This window comes from Pseudomonas sp. MWU16-30322 (assembly GCF_020515535.1).
GTDB lineage: Bacteria > Pseudomonadota > Gammaproteobacteria > Pseudomonadales > Pseudomonadaceae > Aquipseudomonas > Aquipseudomonas fluorescens_H.
Genome location: NZ_JAIWYL010000013.1, coordinates 140962 through 157045 on the forward strand (window position 1 = coordinate 140962; position 16084 = coordinate 157045).

Sequence of the window (16084 nt, forward strand, 5' to 3'; positions counted from 1 at the left end):
ATAAACAGACGACCGAATTGCGTACCCGATGACCGACGAATCGCCCTCCATCGACAAACTGCTGAAAAACCTCGATCACGCCATGCTCGCCGACCGTCACCGGCTGCGGCGGCAGTTGCTCGAGCTGCGCAAGAAACCCGACGAGGCCAAGCTGGCCCAGTGGGTGGCGCGCATGCAGGCGTCCTGCGATCAGGTGCTGGCGCGCCGTGCCAGCCTGCCGGTGATTCGTTACGACGACAGCCTGCCGATTGCCGCCAAGCGCGATGAGATCAAGGCGGCGCTGGAGAAGCATCAGGTCCTGATCATCGCCGGCGAAACCGGCTCGGGTAAAACCACCCAGTTGCCGAAAATCTGCCTGGAAATCGGTCGCGGCCAGCATGGTCTGATCGGTCATACCCAGCCGCGCCGAATCGCTGCGCGCAGTGTCGCCAGCCGGGTGGCCGAAGAACTCGGCACGCCGCTCGGTTCGCTGGTTGGCTATCAGGTGCGCTTCGAAGATCAGAGCGATTCCAACACCCTGATCAAACTGATGACCGACGGCATCCTGCTGGCGGAAACCCAGAACGACCGCTACCTCGAGCGCTACGACACGATCATCGTCGACGAAGCCCATGAACGCAGCCTGAACATCGACTTCCTGCTCGGTTACCTGAAAACCCTGCTGCCGCGTCGCCCGGATCTGAAGGTCATCATCACCTCGGCAACCATCGATCTGGAGCGCTTCTCCAAGCATTTCGATGATGCGCCGATTGTCGAGGTGTCCGGGCGTACTTTCCCGGTGGAAACCTGGTATCGCCCGCTGACCCTGGAGCAGGACGAAGAGGGCAACCGCGTCGAGGATGACCTGACCGTGGATCAGGCGATCCTCGCCACCCTCGACGAAATCGCCGCCTATGAGCGCAGCGAGCGCCGCAGCCCCGGCGATGTGCTGGTGTTCCTGCCCGGCGAACGCGAGATTCGCGACGCCGCCGACATGCTGCGCAAAGCCCAGCTCAAACACACGGAAATCCTGCCGCTGTACGCGCGCCTGTCGCCGGCGGAGCAGCAGCGGATTTTCCAGTCGCATCCGGGGCGTCGCGTGGTGCTGGCGACCAACGTCGCCGAGACTTCGTTGACCGTGCCGGGCATCCGTTACGTGATCGACAGCGGCACCGCACGCATCAGTCGCTACAGCTATCGCGCCAAGGTACAGCGCCTGCCGATCGAAGCGATTTCCCAGGCCAGCGCCAATCAGCGTAAAGGTCGCTGCGGCCGGGTCGAGCCGGGGATCTGCGTGCGCCTGTACAGCGAGGAAGATTTCCTCGGTCGCCCGGAATTCACCGATCCGGAAATTCTGCGTACCAATCTCGCCGCCGTTATCTTGCAGATGCTGCACCTGCGCCTCGGCGAGATCACCGCGTTCCCGTTCATCGAGCCGCCGGACGGCAAGGCGATCAGTGACGGTTTCAATCTGCTGCAAGAGCTTTCGGCGGTGGATCGCAACAGTCAGTTGACCCCGCTCGGCCGCCAGTTGGCACGCCTGCCGGTGGACCCGCGCATGGGCCGCATGCTGCTCGAAGCGGCCAAGCTCGGCAGCCTGCAAGAGGTCCTGATCGTCGCCAGTGCCATGTCGATTCAGGACCCGCGCGAGCGTCCGCCGGAGCGTCAGCAAGCAGCGGATCAGGCCCATGCACAATGGAAAGATCCCGATTCGGACTTCGCCGGACTGGTCAATCTGTGGCGCGGTTTTGAAGAGCAGCGCCAGGCGCTGACTGCCAGCCCGCTGCGCAACTGGTGCCGGAAGAATTTCCTCAATTACCTGCGCCTGCGCGAGTGGCGTGATTCCCATCGCCAGTTGAGCCTGATCTGCCGCGACATGCAGTTGAGCCTCAACAAGGAACCGGCGGACTACCCGAAACTGCACAAAGCGGTGCTGGTCGGCCTGCTCAGCCAGATCGGCCAGAAAACCGAGGACGGCGATTACCTCGGTGCCCGTCAGCGGCGTTTCTGGATTCACCCGTCGTCGGGCATCGGCAAAAAGCGTCCGCAATGGCTGATGACCGCCGAACTGGTGGAAACCACCAAACTCTACGCGCGCATGGTTGCCAAGATCGACGCCGACTGGATCGAGCCACTGGCCGGGCACCTGATCAAGAAAAACCATTTCGAACCGCACTGGGAGAAGAAGCGCGGCCAGGTCGTGGCCTACGAGCAGATCACCCTGTTCGGGCTGATCGTGGTCGGTCGCCGCCCGGTGCATTACGGCCCGGTGGACCCGGTGGTTTCGCGCGAGCTGTTTATCCGCGAAGGTCTGGTGCGTGGCGAGATTCAGTCGAAAGCCAAGTGCCTGACCGCCAACAAGCAGTTGCTCGAACAGCTCGACGAACTGGAAGCCAAGGCCCGGCGTCGCGACATTCTTGCCGACGAAGAAACCCTCTACGCGTTCTACGATGCGCGTTTGCCGGCGGAGATTCACCAGACCGCGACCTTCGACAGCTGGTATCGGGTCAACAGCCAGAAAGACCCGCAACTGCTGATCATGCGCGAAGAAGACGTGCTGGCCCGCGAGGCCAGTGAAGTCACCGCGCGCGACTACCCGGACACGCTGCAAATCGGCGATCTGGAACTGGCGCTCAGTTATCACTTCGAACCCAATCACCCGCGCGACGGCGTGACCCTGCGCGTGCCGGCGCCGCTGCTGCCGATGCTGCCGCCGGAACGCCTGGAATGGCTGGTGCCGGGGCTGATCGAGGCCAAGTGCATTGCACTGGTGCGCAATCTGCCGAAAGCCCTGCGCAAGAACTTCGTGCCGGTGCCGGACTTCATCAAGGCGGCGTTGCAGCGCATGACCTTCGCCGAAGGTTCGCTGCCGCAAGCGCTAGGTCGCGAACTGTTGCGCATGACTGGCGCGCGGGTCAGCGATGAGGCGTGGGCGGAAGCCGCGCAGCAGGTCGAAAGCCATCTGCGGATGAACCTGGAAATCGTCGACGGCCAGGGCAAGTTCCTTGGCGAGGGGCGCGATCTGGCCGAGCTGACCGCACGGTTTGCCGAAGCCAGCCAGGCGGCTTTGGCGGTGCCGCAGAGTGCGAAAAGTCAGCAACCGGTGGAGGCCAAGGTCTTCGCCCCGGTGGCGGAAAAGACCCAGCAGAAGATTGCCGGGCTGTCGATGACGGTGTATCCGGCGCTGGTGGAAGAGGGCGGCACAGTCAAGGAAGGGCGCTTCTCTACCCCGGCCGAAGCCGAGTTCCAGCATCGCCGCGCCTTGCAGCGGCTGCTGCTGCAGCAACTGGCGGAACCGGCGAAGTTCCTGCGCAGCAAACTGCCGGGCATCACTGAGCTGGGCCTGCTCTATCGCGAGTTGGGCCGGGTCGATGCGCTGGTCGAAGACATTCTGCTGGCCAGCCTCGACAGCTGCATTCTGGAAGGCGAAGACCCGTTACCCCGTGACGGCGCCGGGCTGGCGGCATTGGCCGAACGCAAGCGCGGCAGCTGGACCGAACACGCCGAGCGCGTGGCGCGGCTGACGCTGGAGATCCTCAAGCTGTGGCACGGTCTGCAAAAGCGCTTCAAGGGCAAGATCGATCTGGCTCACGCTGTGGCGCTGAATGACATCAAGCAGCAAATCAGCAACTTGGTGTATCCGGGTTTCGTCCGGGAAACGCCGATGCAATGGCTCAAGGAGTTGCCGCGCTACCTGAAGGCGGTCGAGCAGCGTTTCGAGAAACTCGGTGCGCAGGTGCAGAAGGATCGAGTCTGGAGCGGCGAACTGGCCGGCCTCTGGACGCAATACCAGACCCGCGCCGCCAAGCATGCGCAGGAAGGCAAACGCGATCCGCAGTTGGAGCTGTATCGCTGGTGGCTGGAGGAATACCGGGTGTCGCTGTTCGCCCAGCAGTTGGGGACGAAAGCACCGATCTCGGACAAACGGCTGAGCAAGCAGTGGAGTCAGGTCGAGGCCTGACAGTGAGCCTTATACAATCCCTTGTAGGAGTGAGCCTGCTCGCGATTGCGGTGTGTCAGTCAGTATTACGGTGACTGACACACCGCAATCGCGAGCAGGCTCACTCCTACAGGGAAATGGGGTGGTGCTTGAGAAAGGCGCCAAAACCTTGGGTTTATGGCAAACTTCGCGACCATAAATGCCGTTTTCGCGACCCAGAGCCTTTGGCGAGTTCGCGGATCGGACTAAAAGATGCCAGGTCAGCGTCCCCGGACGGGAATAGACCCTTTGTGTGTTGGTACGTCGGTGCCAGCGCTTTCTGCCTGAACAGATTAGAGAAACGACCATGCATAACGTCGTCATCAGCGGCACCGGCCTGTACACCCCGGCCAACAGCATCTCCAACGAAGAGCTGGTGCAGTCTTTCAATACCTATGTTGCGCAGTTCAACGCCGACAACGCCGACGCCATCGCCAGCGGTGAAGTCCAGGCGCTGACCGAATCCAGTGCTGCATTCATCGAAAAAGCCTCGGGCATCAAGAGCCGCTTTGTCATGGACAAGGACGGCATCCTTGATCCTGCGCGCATGGCCCCGCGCCTGCCGGAGCGTTCCAACGACGAATGGTCGGTCCTGTGCCAGATGGCCATCGGCGCCGCGGAACAGGCGCTGCAACGTGCCGGCAAGACCGCTGCCGACATCGACGGCGTGATCGTCGCCTGCTCCAATCTGCAACGCGCTTATCCGGCCATCGCCATCGAAGTCCAGGAGGCACTGGGCATTCAGGGTTTCGGTTTCGACATGAACGTGGCCTGCTCCTCGGCGACCTTCGGCATCCAGGCCGCGGCCAACAGCGTGCAACTGGGACAGGCCCGGGCGATCCTGATGGTCAACCCGGAAGTCTGCACCGGTCACCTGAACTTCCGTGACCGCGACAGCCACTTCATCTTCGGTGACGCCGCGACGGCGGTAATCATCGAGCGCGCTGACCTGGCGACGTCCAAGTACCAGTTCGACGTGGTCAGCACCAAACTGCTGACCAAGTTCTCCAACAACATCCGCAACAACTTCGGCTTCCTCAACCGCGCGGCGGAAGAGGGCATCGGCGCCCGCGACAAGCTGTTCGTGCAGGAAGGCCGCAAGGTGTTCAAGGACGTCTGCCCGATGGTCGCCGAGCTGATCGGTGAGCACCTGGAGGAGAACAAACTCAACGTCGGCGACGTCAAGCGCTTCTGGCTGCACCAGGCCAACCTGAGCATGAACCACCTGATCGTGCGCAAGCTGCTGGGCCGTGAAGCCACTGAAGAAGAAGCGCCGGTGATTCTCGACACCTACGCCAACACCAGCTCTGCCGGGTCGGTGATTGCCTTCCACAAATATCAGGACGATCTGGCCAGCGGTTCGCTGGCGGTATTGAGCTCGTTCGGCGCCGGGTACTCGATTGGCAGCGTGATTCTGCGCAAGCGCTGAGTCATCAGCCCTCGTGGTGAGGGAGCTTGCTCCCGCTGGAGTGCGTAGCGCTGCCAAAACCGGCGATTGCGGTCTTGCTGAAGAACCGCAATCGCCGGTTTTGCGACTGCTGCGCCGCCGAGCACGAGCAAGCTCGCTCGCCACAGGGTCGAATGCGTTAACGTTAATCGGTATTTGCAAACGAGGCGTGCATGGCCGCAACCGACGACACCCAACTGCTCGAACGTCTGCTCGCGGGTGAGCAAAAGGCGTTCAAGGAACTGGTCAGCACCTACCAGAGCGCCATGCGCGCCGTGGCTTACGCGATTGTCGGTCAGCGCCATGTCGAAGAAGTGGTACAGGACGCCTGGCTTTCGGTGGTGCGCCATATCGGCAGCTTCGAGGGTCGTTCCAGTCTCAAGACCTGGCTGCTGACCATCACCGCCAATTCCGCCAAAAGCCGTTACAAACAAAACCGCCGCGAAGTGTTGATGGACGATCTTCCGTCACCCCACGGCACCATCGACGACGATCGCTTCTCTCCCGGTGACGGCCATTGGCTGGTGGCGCCATTCGCCTGGCATCAGGACACCCCGGAAGCCTTGCTCACCGAAAGCGAACTGCGTGATTGCCTGGAGCACACCTTGCTCAGCCTGTCGGAACTGCAAAGCAGCGTGTTGCTGCTGCGCGAGCGTCAGGGTCTGGAACTGGAAGAGATCTGTAATCTTCTGGAGATCTCGCTCTCCAATGTCCGTGTGCTGCTGCATCGTGCGCGGCTGAAAGTCTTCGCCACGGTGGAGCATTTTGAGGAGACCGGCGAATGCTGACCTGCAAGGAACAAGTAGCGCGCTCCAGCGATTATCTCGATGGCCAATTGAGCTTTCGCGAGAAACTGCTGGTACGCCATCACCTGATGTTTTGCCCGAACTGTCGGCGGTTCATTCGTCAGATGCGTTTGATGCAAGCGACCCTGAAGGCGCTGCCGGAGAAACCGCAAGAGGGTGTGGACGCGCTGGCCGAACGCCTGGCCGAGCAACGCCGAAAAGATAGTCTTCTGTAGGCGCTGAACCATTGTGGCGAGGGAGCTTGCTCCCGCTGGGTCGCGAAGCGGCCCCCGCTTTACTTAGAAGCAGAGGACTGCTTTGCAATCCAGCGGGAGCAAGCTCCCTCGCCACAGGTCAGATAAAAATAGCCCGGCGCGGGACGAAACGAACGGATGATGGGGATCGTCCCGCCCGCGTCAGGCTACAGGGTGACGCGTTTTAGAACTTGGCTTCGGCATCCAGTTGCAGCGTATTGATGTCGGAGTCGGTCTTCTTCAGGCTGGCGTTGGTGTAGTCCGAGTTGGCCATGAAGTAGGTGGCACCCAGGGTGAAGTTCTTGTCCAGCTCGTAGCTGACTTTCAGCTTGCTGCCGCGCGAACCGGTGTAGCCGTTGGCGAAGTCGGAGTCAGTGAAGGCACCGACCACCGCATTACGCTGCACGTCGCGGTAGTTGTAGTCGATCCCGAAGCCATAAACCTTGGTCTTGACGCCGGCCAGCCAGCCAGTGTCCTGGTCGTTGCTGGCGTCTTTGTTGTTGACGTACTGACCGTAGATCGACAGCGGCACTGGCAGGTTGGCGATGTCCAGTTGACCAAAACCTTCATACAGTTTGAAGGTTTCGTTCGGGCTGTTGCCGTTGACGGCCAAGGCACATGGCGCAGTGACGGTGCCGGTGGTCGGGCAGGCGCTGTCCTTGTCATTGTCGTAGGAATAGAGGCTGCCGCCCAGGGTCAGTTTCAGGCTGTCGGTCAGTGCGAAGCGACCGCCCAACTGGCCAGCGTACAGACGCAGGTCGTGCTTGAACTGCACGCCTTCGCCGTCGACGTTGTCCTTGAGGGTGTAGTGGCCGGCGCTACCGAACAGCTCGGTGCTGCCGTTCAACGGATACTTGTAGGTGACGGCCAGACCTTCCGGGTTGATGTCGCTGTCCCAGATGATGTCGCCCATGCTCACCCACGGCTGGTTCATTTTACCGGCGATCAGGTGCAGGTTCTTGATTGCGTCAGGGTGGTAGTCGACGTAACCCTGGTCGAGCCAGATCTGCTTCTTGTCGAAGTAGTTGTTCAGGTCCTGGTTGGTGGAGCGGGCGTCGTCGCTGCTGCCGGTGGCGATACGGATACCGGTGTCCACCTGTGGGTTGATTTCGGTGTAGGCACCCAGACGAGCACGAATGCGCTGACGGTCCTGATCCTTGCTGTTCGGCACGCCATCGTTCTTGACGGTCTCCTGACGGAAACGCACGTCACCCTTGAACTGGGTCTTGGCGGCCCAGGCAAGTTTCTGGTCGAAAGAGCTCAGTTCGTTGGTTTTCTTCGCGGTCGCCGCGATTTGCTCGTTGGTCTCTTGCTGCGCCTGCTGCGCGATTTGCTGAGCCTTCTGATCCTTGGCCAGTTCAGTTTGCAGTTCGATGTACTGCGCCTGGGAAATGGAACCGTTGGCCTTGAGCATGTCGAGCAGTTTGGCGTCGACTGCAGCACTGGCCGGAACGCTCATGGCCAGCAACAGGCCACCGCACAGGGCCGCTGCAGTTTTCGTGGAAGCAAGACGCATAGCAATCTCCGAAGATGAGAGGGGATGGCTGAACCATCCTGGGCACACCGACGCGCACGTCGGAAAACAGTGTCCGGGTAGAACCCGGCGCTCTAAAAACAGGAGCGAGTATCGCGATGGTTTATGACAGAGCAGTGGCTAAGTGATGTCATGTCGATGACGATACAAAGATGTCCTGAACTATTGATCTAGAGCGCTGTCGTCCGAATGCTCGTGTGCAAAGGGCAGCGATAAGCGATACTCGCGCGGCTTTGATGCCCGGAAGTGGAGAGTCAGTTGATGCCGTTGCAACGCCTGCAAAGCCTGTCAGAAATCGCCCCGGCGACCTGGGATGCACTGGTGCCCGAGACCCAGCCGTTTCTGCGCCATGCCTTTCTCTCGGCGCTTGAAGACAGCGGCAGCGTTGGCCCGCACACGGGTTGGCAAGCCGAGCATCTGCTGCACGTTGAAGGCGGTCGGTTGATCGCCGCGTTGCCCAGTTACCGCAAGTGGCATTCCTACGGTGAGTACGTGTTCGATCACGGCTGGGCCGATGCCTGCGCCCGGGCCGGCATCGATTACTACCCCAAGCTGCTGACGGCGGTGCCGTTCAGTCCGGTCAGCGGCCCGAGACTGTTGGCGGCGAATGTCGAGGATGGATTCGAACTGCTCAAGAGCCTGCCGGGCTATCTGGAAATCGAAGATCTTTCCAGCGCGCACATCAATTTCACCGACCCCTTCACCGACGCCGCCATGGCCGAGCAGCCGGGCTGGCTGCAGCGCATCGGCTGTCAGTATCACTGGCAGAATCGCGGTTACCGCGACTTCCAGGACTTTCTCGACGCGCTCAGTTCGCGCAAGCGCAAGCAGATGCGCAAGGAGCGCGAACAGGTGGCGGGGCAGGGCTTCGAGTTCGAATGGTTGACGGGGCGCGAGCTGGACGAGTCGCAATGGGATTTTGTCTACGCCTGCTATGCCAACACTTACGCCGTGCGCCGCCAGGCGCCCTATCTGACGCGCGAGTTCTTCAGCCTGCTGGCCGCGCGGATGCCGGAGGCGATTCGGGTGGTCTTCGCCAGACAGGGTTCACGGCCGGTGGCGATGGCCTTCAGTCTGGTCGGGGGCGACAGCTTTTATGGGCGCTACTGGGGGTGTCTGGCCGAGTTTGACCGGCTGCATTTCGAGACGTGTTTCTATCAGGGCATGGATTATGCGATTGCCCACGGATACCAGCGTTTTGATGCCGGTGCTCAGGGCGAGCACAAGCTGATTCGCGGCTTTGAACCGGTGATCACTCATTCCTGGCACTACCTGCGTCATCCCGGATTGAAAGCCGCAGTTAAAGACTTCCTGCAGCAAGAGCGCGCCGGAGTATTGGCCTACGCCGAGGAAGCCAGAACAGCCTTGCCCTACCGCCAAACCTGAGTTCGCCTTTAATCGGCGCCGACATTCATTCCCGAGCGTGGCTGATTTCCTGATGTGGGAGGGGGCTTGCTCGCGAATGCGGTGTGTCAGTGCAGTAAATAGTGACTGAAACGGCGCATTCGGGAGCAAGCCCCCTCCCACAGGGGATCTCCAGTGGTGTCAGGTGTCCTCTTTACCCAGCCAGCGATAAAGCGTCCCGCCCACCACTGCGCCCAGCAGCGGCGCGACCCAGAACATCCACAACTGCGCGATCGCCCAGCCGCCGACCATCAGCGCCGGGCCGGTGCTGCGCGCCGGGTTGACCGAGGTGTTGGTGACCGGGATCGAGATCAGGTGGATCAGCGTCAGGCCCAAACCGATGGCGATCGGTGCGAGGCCCGCCGGGGCGCGTTTGTCGGTGGCGCCGAGGATGATGATCACGAACATTCCGGTCATCACCAGTTCGGTGACAAACCCGGCCGCCATCGAGTATTTGCCCGGTGAGTGCTCACCGTAACCGTTGGAGGCCAGGCCGGCGGCGATGTCAAAACCCTCCTTGCCACTGGCGATGTAGTAGAGCAGGGCAGCGGCGAGTATCCCGCCCACTACCTGGGCGATGATGTAGGCCGGCAGCTCTCTCGCCGGAAACCGCCCGCCGACCACCAACCCGACCGACACCGCAGGATTGAGGTGACAGCCACTGATGTGACCGATGGCGAATGCCATGGTCAGCACCGTCAGACCAAATGCCAGGGCCACCCCCAGCACTCCAATGCCCAACGGCGAAGACGCTGCAATGACCGCGCTGCCACAGCCACCCAGAACCAGCCAGAACGTACCCAACAACTCCGTGACTGAACGTTTGAACAGAGACATGAGAGAGTCCTTGATAGCCCATGCTATCGAGACTGTATTGCGTTGTGCTTCCCTGCAGATTTACGACAGGTTCCGTGCTGGAGCCTTGGCTGAGTACAGCAGGCTTTGGATGGATTTCCAGCAGGCATGAAAAAACCGCCAGAGCCCGTGGTTAGAGGCCTGTGGCGGTTCTCGATGTATTGTGAGAGGGGGCTTGCTCCCGAATGCGGTGTGTCAGACAAATGTTCGGTACTGACACCCCGCTTTCGGGAGCAAGCCCCCTCCCACATTGGAGTTGTATTGATCCAATAATCAATCGATTCCGACAAACCCTCCGGTCTGGTGCGCCCACAACCGCGCATACAGGCCGCGATGTGCCAGCAGTTCGGCGTGGGTGCCGCTCTCGGCGATCTTGCCGTTTTCCAGCACCACCAGCCGATCCATACGGGCGATGGTCGAGAGGCGGTGAGCAATGGCAATCACGGTTTTGCCTTGCATCAGGGTTTCCAGGCTTTCCTGGATCGCCGCTTCCACTTCCGAGTCGAGTGCCGAGGTCGCTTCGTCCATGATCAGGATCGGCGCGTCCTTGAGCAACACCCGGGCAATCGCGATGCGCTGGCGCTGACCGCCGGACAGCTTCACCCCGCGCTCGCCGACGTGCGCATCGAAACCAGTGCGACCTTCAGCGTCCGACAGTAACGGAATGAACTCGTCGGCGCGGGCCTTGTGCACCGCATCCCAGAGCTCGGCGTCGGTGGCGTCAGGCTTGCCATACAGCAAGTTGTCGCGGATCGAGCGGTGCAGCAGGGAGGTGTCCTGCGTGATCATGCCGATGCGTGCGCGCAGGCTTTCCTGGCCGACTTCGGCGATATTCTGCCCATCGATCAGGATGCGTCCGCCCTCGACGTCGTAGAGGCGCAGCAGCAGGTTGACCAAGGTCGATTTGCCGGCGCCGGACGGCCCGATCAGGCCGATTTTTTCGCCGGGTTTAATGTTCAGGTTGAGGTCGCCGATGATGCCTTTCTTCTTGCCGTAGTGAAAATCCACGTGCTCGAAACGCACTTCGCCACGGGCCACGGCCAGCGGTTTGGCCTGTTCGCGATCAGTGACGCTGACCGGTTGCGAGATGGTCTGCAGACCGTCCTGGACCATGCCGATGTTTTCGAAGATGCCGGTGACTACCCACATGATCCAGCCGGACATGTTGACGATGCGGATCACCAGACCGGTGGCCAGGGCAATCGCGCCGACGGTGATCAGCGACTGCGTCCACAGCCACAGCGCCAGCGCGGTGGTGCCGACGATCAGCAGGCCGTTCATGGTGGTGATCGCCACGTCCATGCTGGTCACCACGCGGCCGGCCATCTGTGCCTTGACCGTCTGTTCTTCGATGGCTTCCTTGGCGTAGTGCTGTTCGAAATTGGTGTGGGCGAACAGCTTCAGGGTGGCGATGTTGGTGTAGCCGTCGACGATCCGCCCCATCAGTTTCGAGCGTGCGTCGGAAGCTTCCACCGAACGCTCTTTCACCCGCGGCACGAAGTAATACAGCGCGCCGATGTAGGCAGCGATCCACGTCAGCAGCGGGATCATCAGGCGCCAGTCGGCTTCGGCGAACAGCACCAGCGAACTGATCGCGTAGATCACCACGTGCCACAGCGCATCCACCGCTTGCACCGCGGAATCGCGCAGCGAGTTGCCGGTCTGCATGATGCGTTGGGCGATACGCCCGGCGAAGTCGTTCTGGAAGAAATTCAGGCTCTGCTTGAGCACGTAACTGTGGTTCTGCCAGCGGATCATGCTGGTCATCCCCGGGCTCAGGGTCTGATGCACCAGCAGATCGTGCAGGCCGAAAAAGATCGGCCGCAGCACCAGCGCAACCACCACCATCCACGTCAGTTCGAGGGCGTGGTCGCTGAAGAAATTCGGGTTGGGCGTGCCTTGGGCGAGGTCGATGATGCGGCTCAGGTAACTGAACAGCGCCACTTCGATCAACGCGGCAAACAGGCCAACCACCAGCAGAGCAGCGAAGCTCGGCCAGACTTGTTTCAGGTAGTAGGTATAGAAGGGCCAGACACGATCTGGAGGGGACGCCGTCGGAGCGTCGCGGAATATGTCGATCAGTTGTTCGAAACGGCGATAGAGCATCAGATAACCGCCCGGAAGCCGGGCTCTCCTTTTATCGGTGTGAGCGGCGTGGCGTCAGGCCAGCGCCGCTCGATACGCCCTGTACAGCTTAGTCGATGACTTTGGCCGACTTGATGATCACAGGGTCGACAGGCACGTTTTGCATGCCGCTTTTGGTGGTGGTTTGCGAGTTGACGATGACGTCGACCACGTCCATGCCTTTGACCACTTTGCCGAATACGGCGTAGCCATCACCCTGGTCGAGGAAATCGTTGTCCTTGACGTTGATGAAGAACTGGCTGGTCGCCGAATCAGGTGCGGAGGTGCGGGCCATGGACAAGGTGCCACGGACGTTGGCCAGACCGTTTTTGTGTTCGTTCTTGATCGGCGCCTTGGTGTCTTTCTGCTGCATCTGTGGAGTGAAACCGCCGCCCTGAGCCATGAAACCCGGGATCACACGGTGGAAAATGGTGTTGGTGTAAAAGCCGCTGTTGACGTAATCCAGAAAGTTCTTGGTACTGATCGGCGCCTTGACCGAATCCAGTTCGATTTCGATCTGACCGTTGGTGGTGTCCAGCAGCACGTGCGGTGCTTTGGCAGGCGTGGCAGCCATCAGGTTGGCGGCAAACAGCACAGTACCAGCGGCGAGGGCGAGTTTTTTCAGCATGGGTCAGTGATCCTGAGATTGAGTGTCGGCTGCGGCAAGAAACTCCAGCAGCGTTTGATTGAAGCGTTCGGGTTGATCGAGCGGGGTGGCGTGGCGCGAATCGGCGATCACCACCAGCCGCGCATTCGGCAGCAGTTTTACATAGGTTTCTTTCAGCGCGACGGGTGTGTAGTCACGGTCGGCGCTGACGATGAGGGTTGGACAGGAAATTCTCGAAAGTCGTTCCTGAACGCCCCAGCCAACAATCGCGTCGAAGCTGGCGAGATAAGCACGTTTGTCGTTTTTTGCCCAGCGTTCGGACATTTTTTGCCGCAGTTCGGCCTGCTCAGGCTTGGGAAAAAGTCTGCTGCCCAAGGCCTTGCCGATGGTCGCAAGGCTGAGTACGCGCATCAGACTCCAGCGCTTGAACCACTGCCAATAGTCGTCGCGACTGCGGATTTTGACCTCGGGGGCGCTGTTGACGATGGTCAGGCTTTTCAGCATCCGCGGCTGATCGACGCCGAACTGAAAGCCGATCATCCCGCCCATCGACAGCCCGACATAGTGCACCGGGCCGAGGTTCAAGTGTTCGATCAGTGCCAGCAGGTCTGCGCTGAAACCGGCGATGCTGTAGCGCTCGCGGGGTTTGTCCGAGCGACCGTGACCGCGAATGTCCGGAACGATCACCCGGTAGTGCGCCGACAGCGCCGGGATCTGCATTTCCCAGTCCAGGGTGCTCGAACCGAGTCCGTGAACCAGTAGCAACGGCGAACCGTGGCCATATTCCTCGTAGTGCAGGTTGCAACCTTCGTGCTCGAAATAGGCCATCGGTGAACTCCGTGTCAGGCTTGTTCAGGGGCGGCGAACGGTGCGTCCAGCGGCAAGGTGTCGAAGGTGCGCAGCAGTTCGATGAGGATCTGTGTCGCCGGGCCCAGCGGCTTGTCCTTGTTCGAATACAGATAGAAGCTCGGGTTGCGGCTGCCGCCCTGATCCAACGGTAGCAGCTTGAGCGTGCCTTCCTTCAATTCCCGTTCGATCATGTGCCGCGGCAGCCAGGCGAAGCCCAGACCGCTGCTGACGAACGTGGCAGCGGTGGCGAGGCTGCCGACCGTCCAGCGCTGTTCGGCGCCAAGCCAGCCGACGTCGCGCGGCTGCTGGCGACCGGAGTCGCGAATCACCACCTGCATCTGGGTTTCCAGATCCTGGAAGCTCAGTTCGCGATTGAGCCGATGCAGCGCGTGATCCGGGTGGGCGACCGCGACAAACTCGACGTCGCTCAATTCCGCACCGAGGTAGCCGGGAATGCTCAGGCCGGTGATCGCCAGATCGGCGACCCCTTCGAGCAAGACCTCTTCGACCCCCGACAACACCTCTTCGCGCAGCCGCACGCGGCAGCCACGACTCTGCGGCATGAACGCAGTCAGCGCGCGGACGATGCGTGCGCTCGGGTAGGCTGCATCGACCACCAGCCGCACTTCGGCCTCCCAGCCCTGTTCCATGTGGTGGGCGAGGTCTTCCAGCTGGCTGGCCTGTTTCACCAGTTGGCGCGAGCGGCGCAGCAGCACGCCACCAGCCTCGGTGAGCACCGCTTTACGTCCGTCGATGCGCAGCAACGGCACACCGAGCTGGTCCTGCATGCGGGCGACGGTGTAACTCACCGACGATTGCGAACGGTGCAAGGCCTCGGCGGCCTGGGCGAAGCCGCCGTGGTCGACCACGGCTTGCAATGTTCGCCATTGATCAAGGGTCACGCGGGGCGCTTTCATCAATAGCTCCTCTTGTCCTAAGCTGGCCGTCCCTCATGGAGACTGGCGAATGAAAAAATTCTGTTGTGTGTTGCTGGCGCTGCTGCCGCTGACGGCGTTTGCTTACCCGATCGACGTGCAGAAAAACCTCAATGGCTTGAAGATCGACTACGAAACCCACGATACCGACAAGGACATCGGCTCGATTCGGGTCGCCAACTACGGCGACGTGGACGCTACCTGCAAAGTCGTATTCAACAATGGTCCGGAAGCACCCCGTACGCGCAACATCGAAATCCCGGCCCGCAAGCATACGAACGCCACGGCCAAGTTCTCCCGCGAGATCATCAGGCTGCGCATCGACCTGAGCTGCTCCCCGAAATAACGGTCGATCCCTTGTAGGAGTGAGCCTGCTCGCGATAGCGGTGTATCAGTCAGAGAATGCGTCAATTGACACACCGCTATCGCGAGCAGGCTCACTCCTACGTGTACGTGTCAGCATCTAAACGAATTATTCGATGCTTTGCAGCAATTATTTGCGCTTTTTCATCGATCCATCCCTGTTTAACCTTCACTCCATCGACCTACAACATTCTCGGATGGAGACTACACACCATGTCCCGCGTTCTGATCATCGAAAGCAGTGCCCGCCAGCAAGACTCGGTTTCCCGTCAACTGACCCAGACCTTCATCAGCCAGTGGAAATCCGCGCACCCCAACGATCAGATCACCGTGCGTGACCTCGCCGTGAACCCCGTTCCACACCTGGACATCAACCTGCTGGGCGGCTGGATGAAGCCCGCCGAGCAGCGCAACGCCAACGAACAATCGTCGCTGGATCGATCCAACGAGTTGACCGATGAATTGCTCGCCGCCGACGTATTGGTGATGGCCGCGCCGATGTACAACTTCGCGATCCCGAGCACTCTCAAGGCCTGGCTCGACCACGTGCTGCGTGCCGGCGTGACCTTCAAGTACACCGAAACCGGCCCGCAAGGCCTGCTCAGCGGCAAGCGTGCCTATGTGCTCACCGCTCGCGGCGGCATCTATGCCGGCGGCCCGGCCGACCATCAGGAACCGTACCTGCGTCAGGTCATGGGCTTCATCGGCATCCACGACGTGACGTTCATTCACGCCGAAGGCATGAACCTGGGCGGCGACTTCCAGGAGAAGGGCCTGAATCAGGCCAACGCCAAACTGTCCCAGGTCGCTTGACAGGTTAATCCCCAGATAATCGCCGATTGTTCTAGTGACCTGGCGCAACCCCTTCAAGGCCCTACGCGCATCGAACCTCCCTTTGCACTTGTTGCTCCTGAGTGCTGTAGCCCGATTGAACGCTTTAGCGAGATCGGGCTTTTTTTTGCCTGCAAT

13 protein-coding genes are annotated in these 16084 nt (G+C 60.8%); 7 read left to right on the plus strand and 6 right to left on the minus strand.

The genetic code is table 11. The features are described from left to right. The first annotated feature begins 28 nt into the window (after window positions 1-28). From hrpA to LCH64_RS25005, 4 genes are all read left to right on the plus strand, one after another. Window positions 29-3940 carry an ATP-dependent RNA helicase HrpA gene (hrpA, locus tag LCH64_RS24990; RefSeq protein WP_226501597.1) on the plus strand — a complete coding sequence of 1304 codons (3912 nt, stop codon included), beginning with the start codon at window positions 29-31 and terminating at the stop codon, window positions 3938-3940. Between the two features lie 325 nt (window positions 3941-4265). After that, window positions 4266-5387: a beta-ketoacyl-ACP synthase III gene (locus LCH64_RS24995; RefSeq protein WP_007969627.1), complete on the plus strand. Its 1122-nt coding sequence runs from the start codon at window positions 4266-4268 to the stop codon at window positions 5385-5387. A gap of 191 nt (window positions 5388-5578) precedes the next feature. Then, window positions 5579-6193: an RNA polymerase sigma factor gene (locus LCH64_RS25000; protein WP_003222662.1), complete on the plus strand. Its 615-nt coding sequence runs from the start codon at window positions 5579-5581 to the stop codon at window positions 6191-6193. Then, the gene (locus tag LCH64_RS25005; protein WP_003222664.1) at window positions 6187-6426 is read left to right on the plus strand and encodes a zf-HC2 domain-containing protein; all 240 of its coding nucleotides are present in this window, start codon (window positions 6187-6189) and stop codon (window positions 6424-6426) included. The genes LCH64_RS25000 and LCH64_RS25005 overlap by 7 nt, the downstream gene beginning before the upstream one ends. 202 nt (window positions 6427-6628) lie before the next feature. On the opposite strand, the gene LCH64_RS25010 is transcribed toward LCH64_RS25005, so the two are convergent. Further along, window positions 6629-7960, minus strand: coding sequence for a putative porin (locus LCH64_RS25010; RefSeq protein ID WP_103484437.1), 1332 nt, complete (start codon window positions 7958-7960; stop codon window positions 6629-6631). A 279-nt stretch (window positions 7961-8239) separates the two neighbouring features. Between LCH64_RS25010 and LCH64_RS25015 the strand changes: the two genes are divergently transcribed. After that, window positions 8240-9364 carry a GNAT family N-acetyltransferase gene (locus LCH64_RS25015; RefSeq protein WP_226501598.1) on the plus strand — a complete coding sequence of 375 codons (1125 nt, stop codon included), beginning with the start codon at window positions 8240-8242 and terminating at the stop codon, window positions 9362-9364. Between the two features lie 159 nt (window positions 9365-9523). Here the strand turns inward: LCH64_RS25015 and aqpZ are convergent, their stop codons facing one another. From aqpZ to LCH64_RS25040, 5 genes are all read right to left on the minus strand, one after another. After that, window positions 9524-10219, minus strand: coding sequence for an aquaporin Z (gene aqpZ, locus LCH64_RS25020; protein ID WP_201138467.1), 696 nt, complete (start codon window positions 10217-10219; stop codon window positions 9524-9526). A gap of 291 nt (window positions 10220-10510) precedes the next feature. Beyond that, a complete protein-coding gene (locus LCH64_RS25025; protein ID WP_226501599.1) occupies window positions 10511-12343 on the minus strand; it encodes an ABC transporter ATP-binding protein in 1833 nt (610 codons plus the stop codon). Window positions 12344-12431: 88 nt separating this feature from the next. Next, window positions 12432-12989, minus strand: coding sequence for a peptidylprolyl isomerase A (locus LCH64_RS25030; RefSeq protein ID WP_003222673.1), 558 nt, complete (start codon window positions 12987-12989; stop codon window positions 12432-12434). A 3-nt stretch (window positions 12990-12992) separates the two neighbouring features. Beyond that, a complete protein-coding gene (locus LCH64_RS25035) occupies window positions 12993-13796 on the minus strand; it encodes an alpha/beta hydrolase (RefSeq protein ID WP_226501600.1) in 804 nt (267 codons plus the stop codon). A 14-nt stretch (window positions 13797-13810) separates the two neighbouring features. Continuing rightward, window positions 13811-14734 carry a LysR family transcriptional regulator gene (locus tag LCH64_RS25040; RefSeq protein WP_025110609.1) on the minus strand — a complete coding sequence of 308 codons (924 nt, stop codon included), beginning with the start codon at window positions 14732-14734 and terminating at the stop codon, window positions 13811-13813. 49 nt (window positions 14735-14783) lie between these two features. On the opposite strand from LCH64_RS25040, the gene LCH64_RS25045 reads away from it, so the two are divergent. Then, window positions 14784-15098 (plus strand): 3-phosphoglycerate kinase, encoded by a 315-nt coding sequence (locus LCH64_RS25045; RefSeq protein ID WP_201138464.1) that lies wholly within the window; start codon window positions 14784-14786, stop codon window positions 15096-15098. Window positions 15099-15328: 230 nt separating this feature from the next. After that, the gene (locus tag LCH64_RS25050; protein ID WP_103484442.1) at window positions 15329-15928 is read left to right on the plus strand and encodes an FMN-dependent NADH-azoreductase; all 600 of its coding nucleotides are present in this window, start codon (window positions 15329-15331) and stop codon (window positions 15926-15928) included. Window positions 15929-16084: the final 156 nt, after the last annotated feature.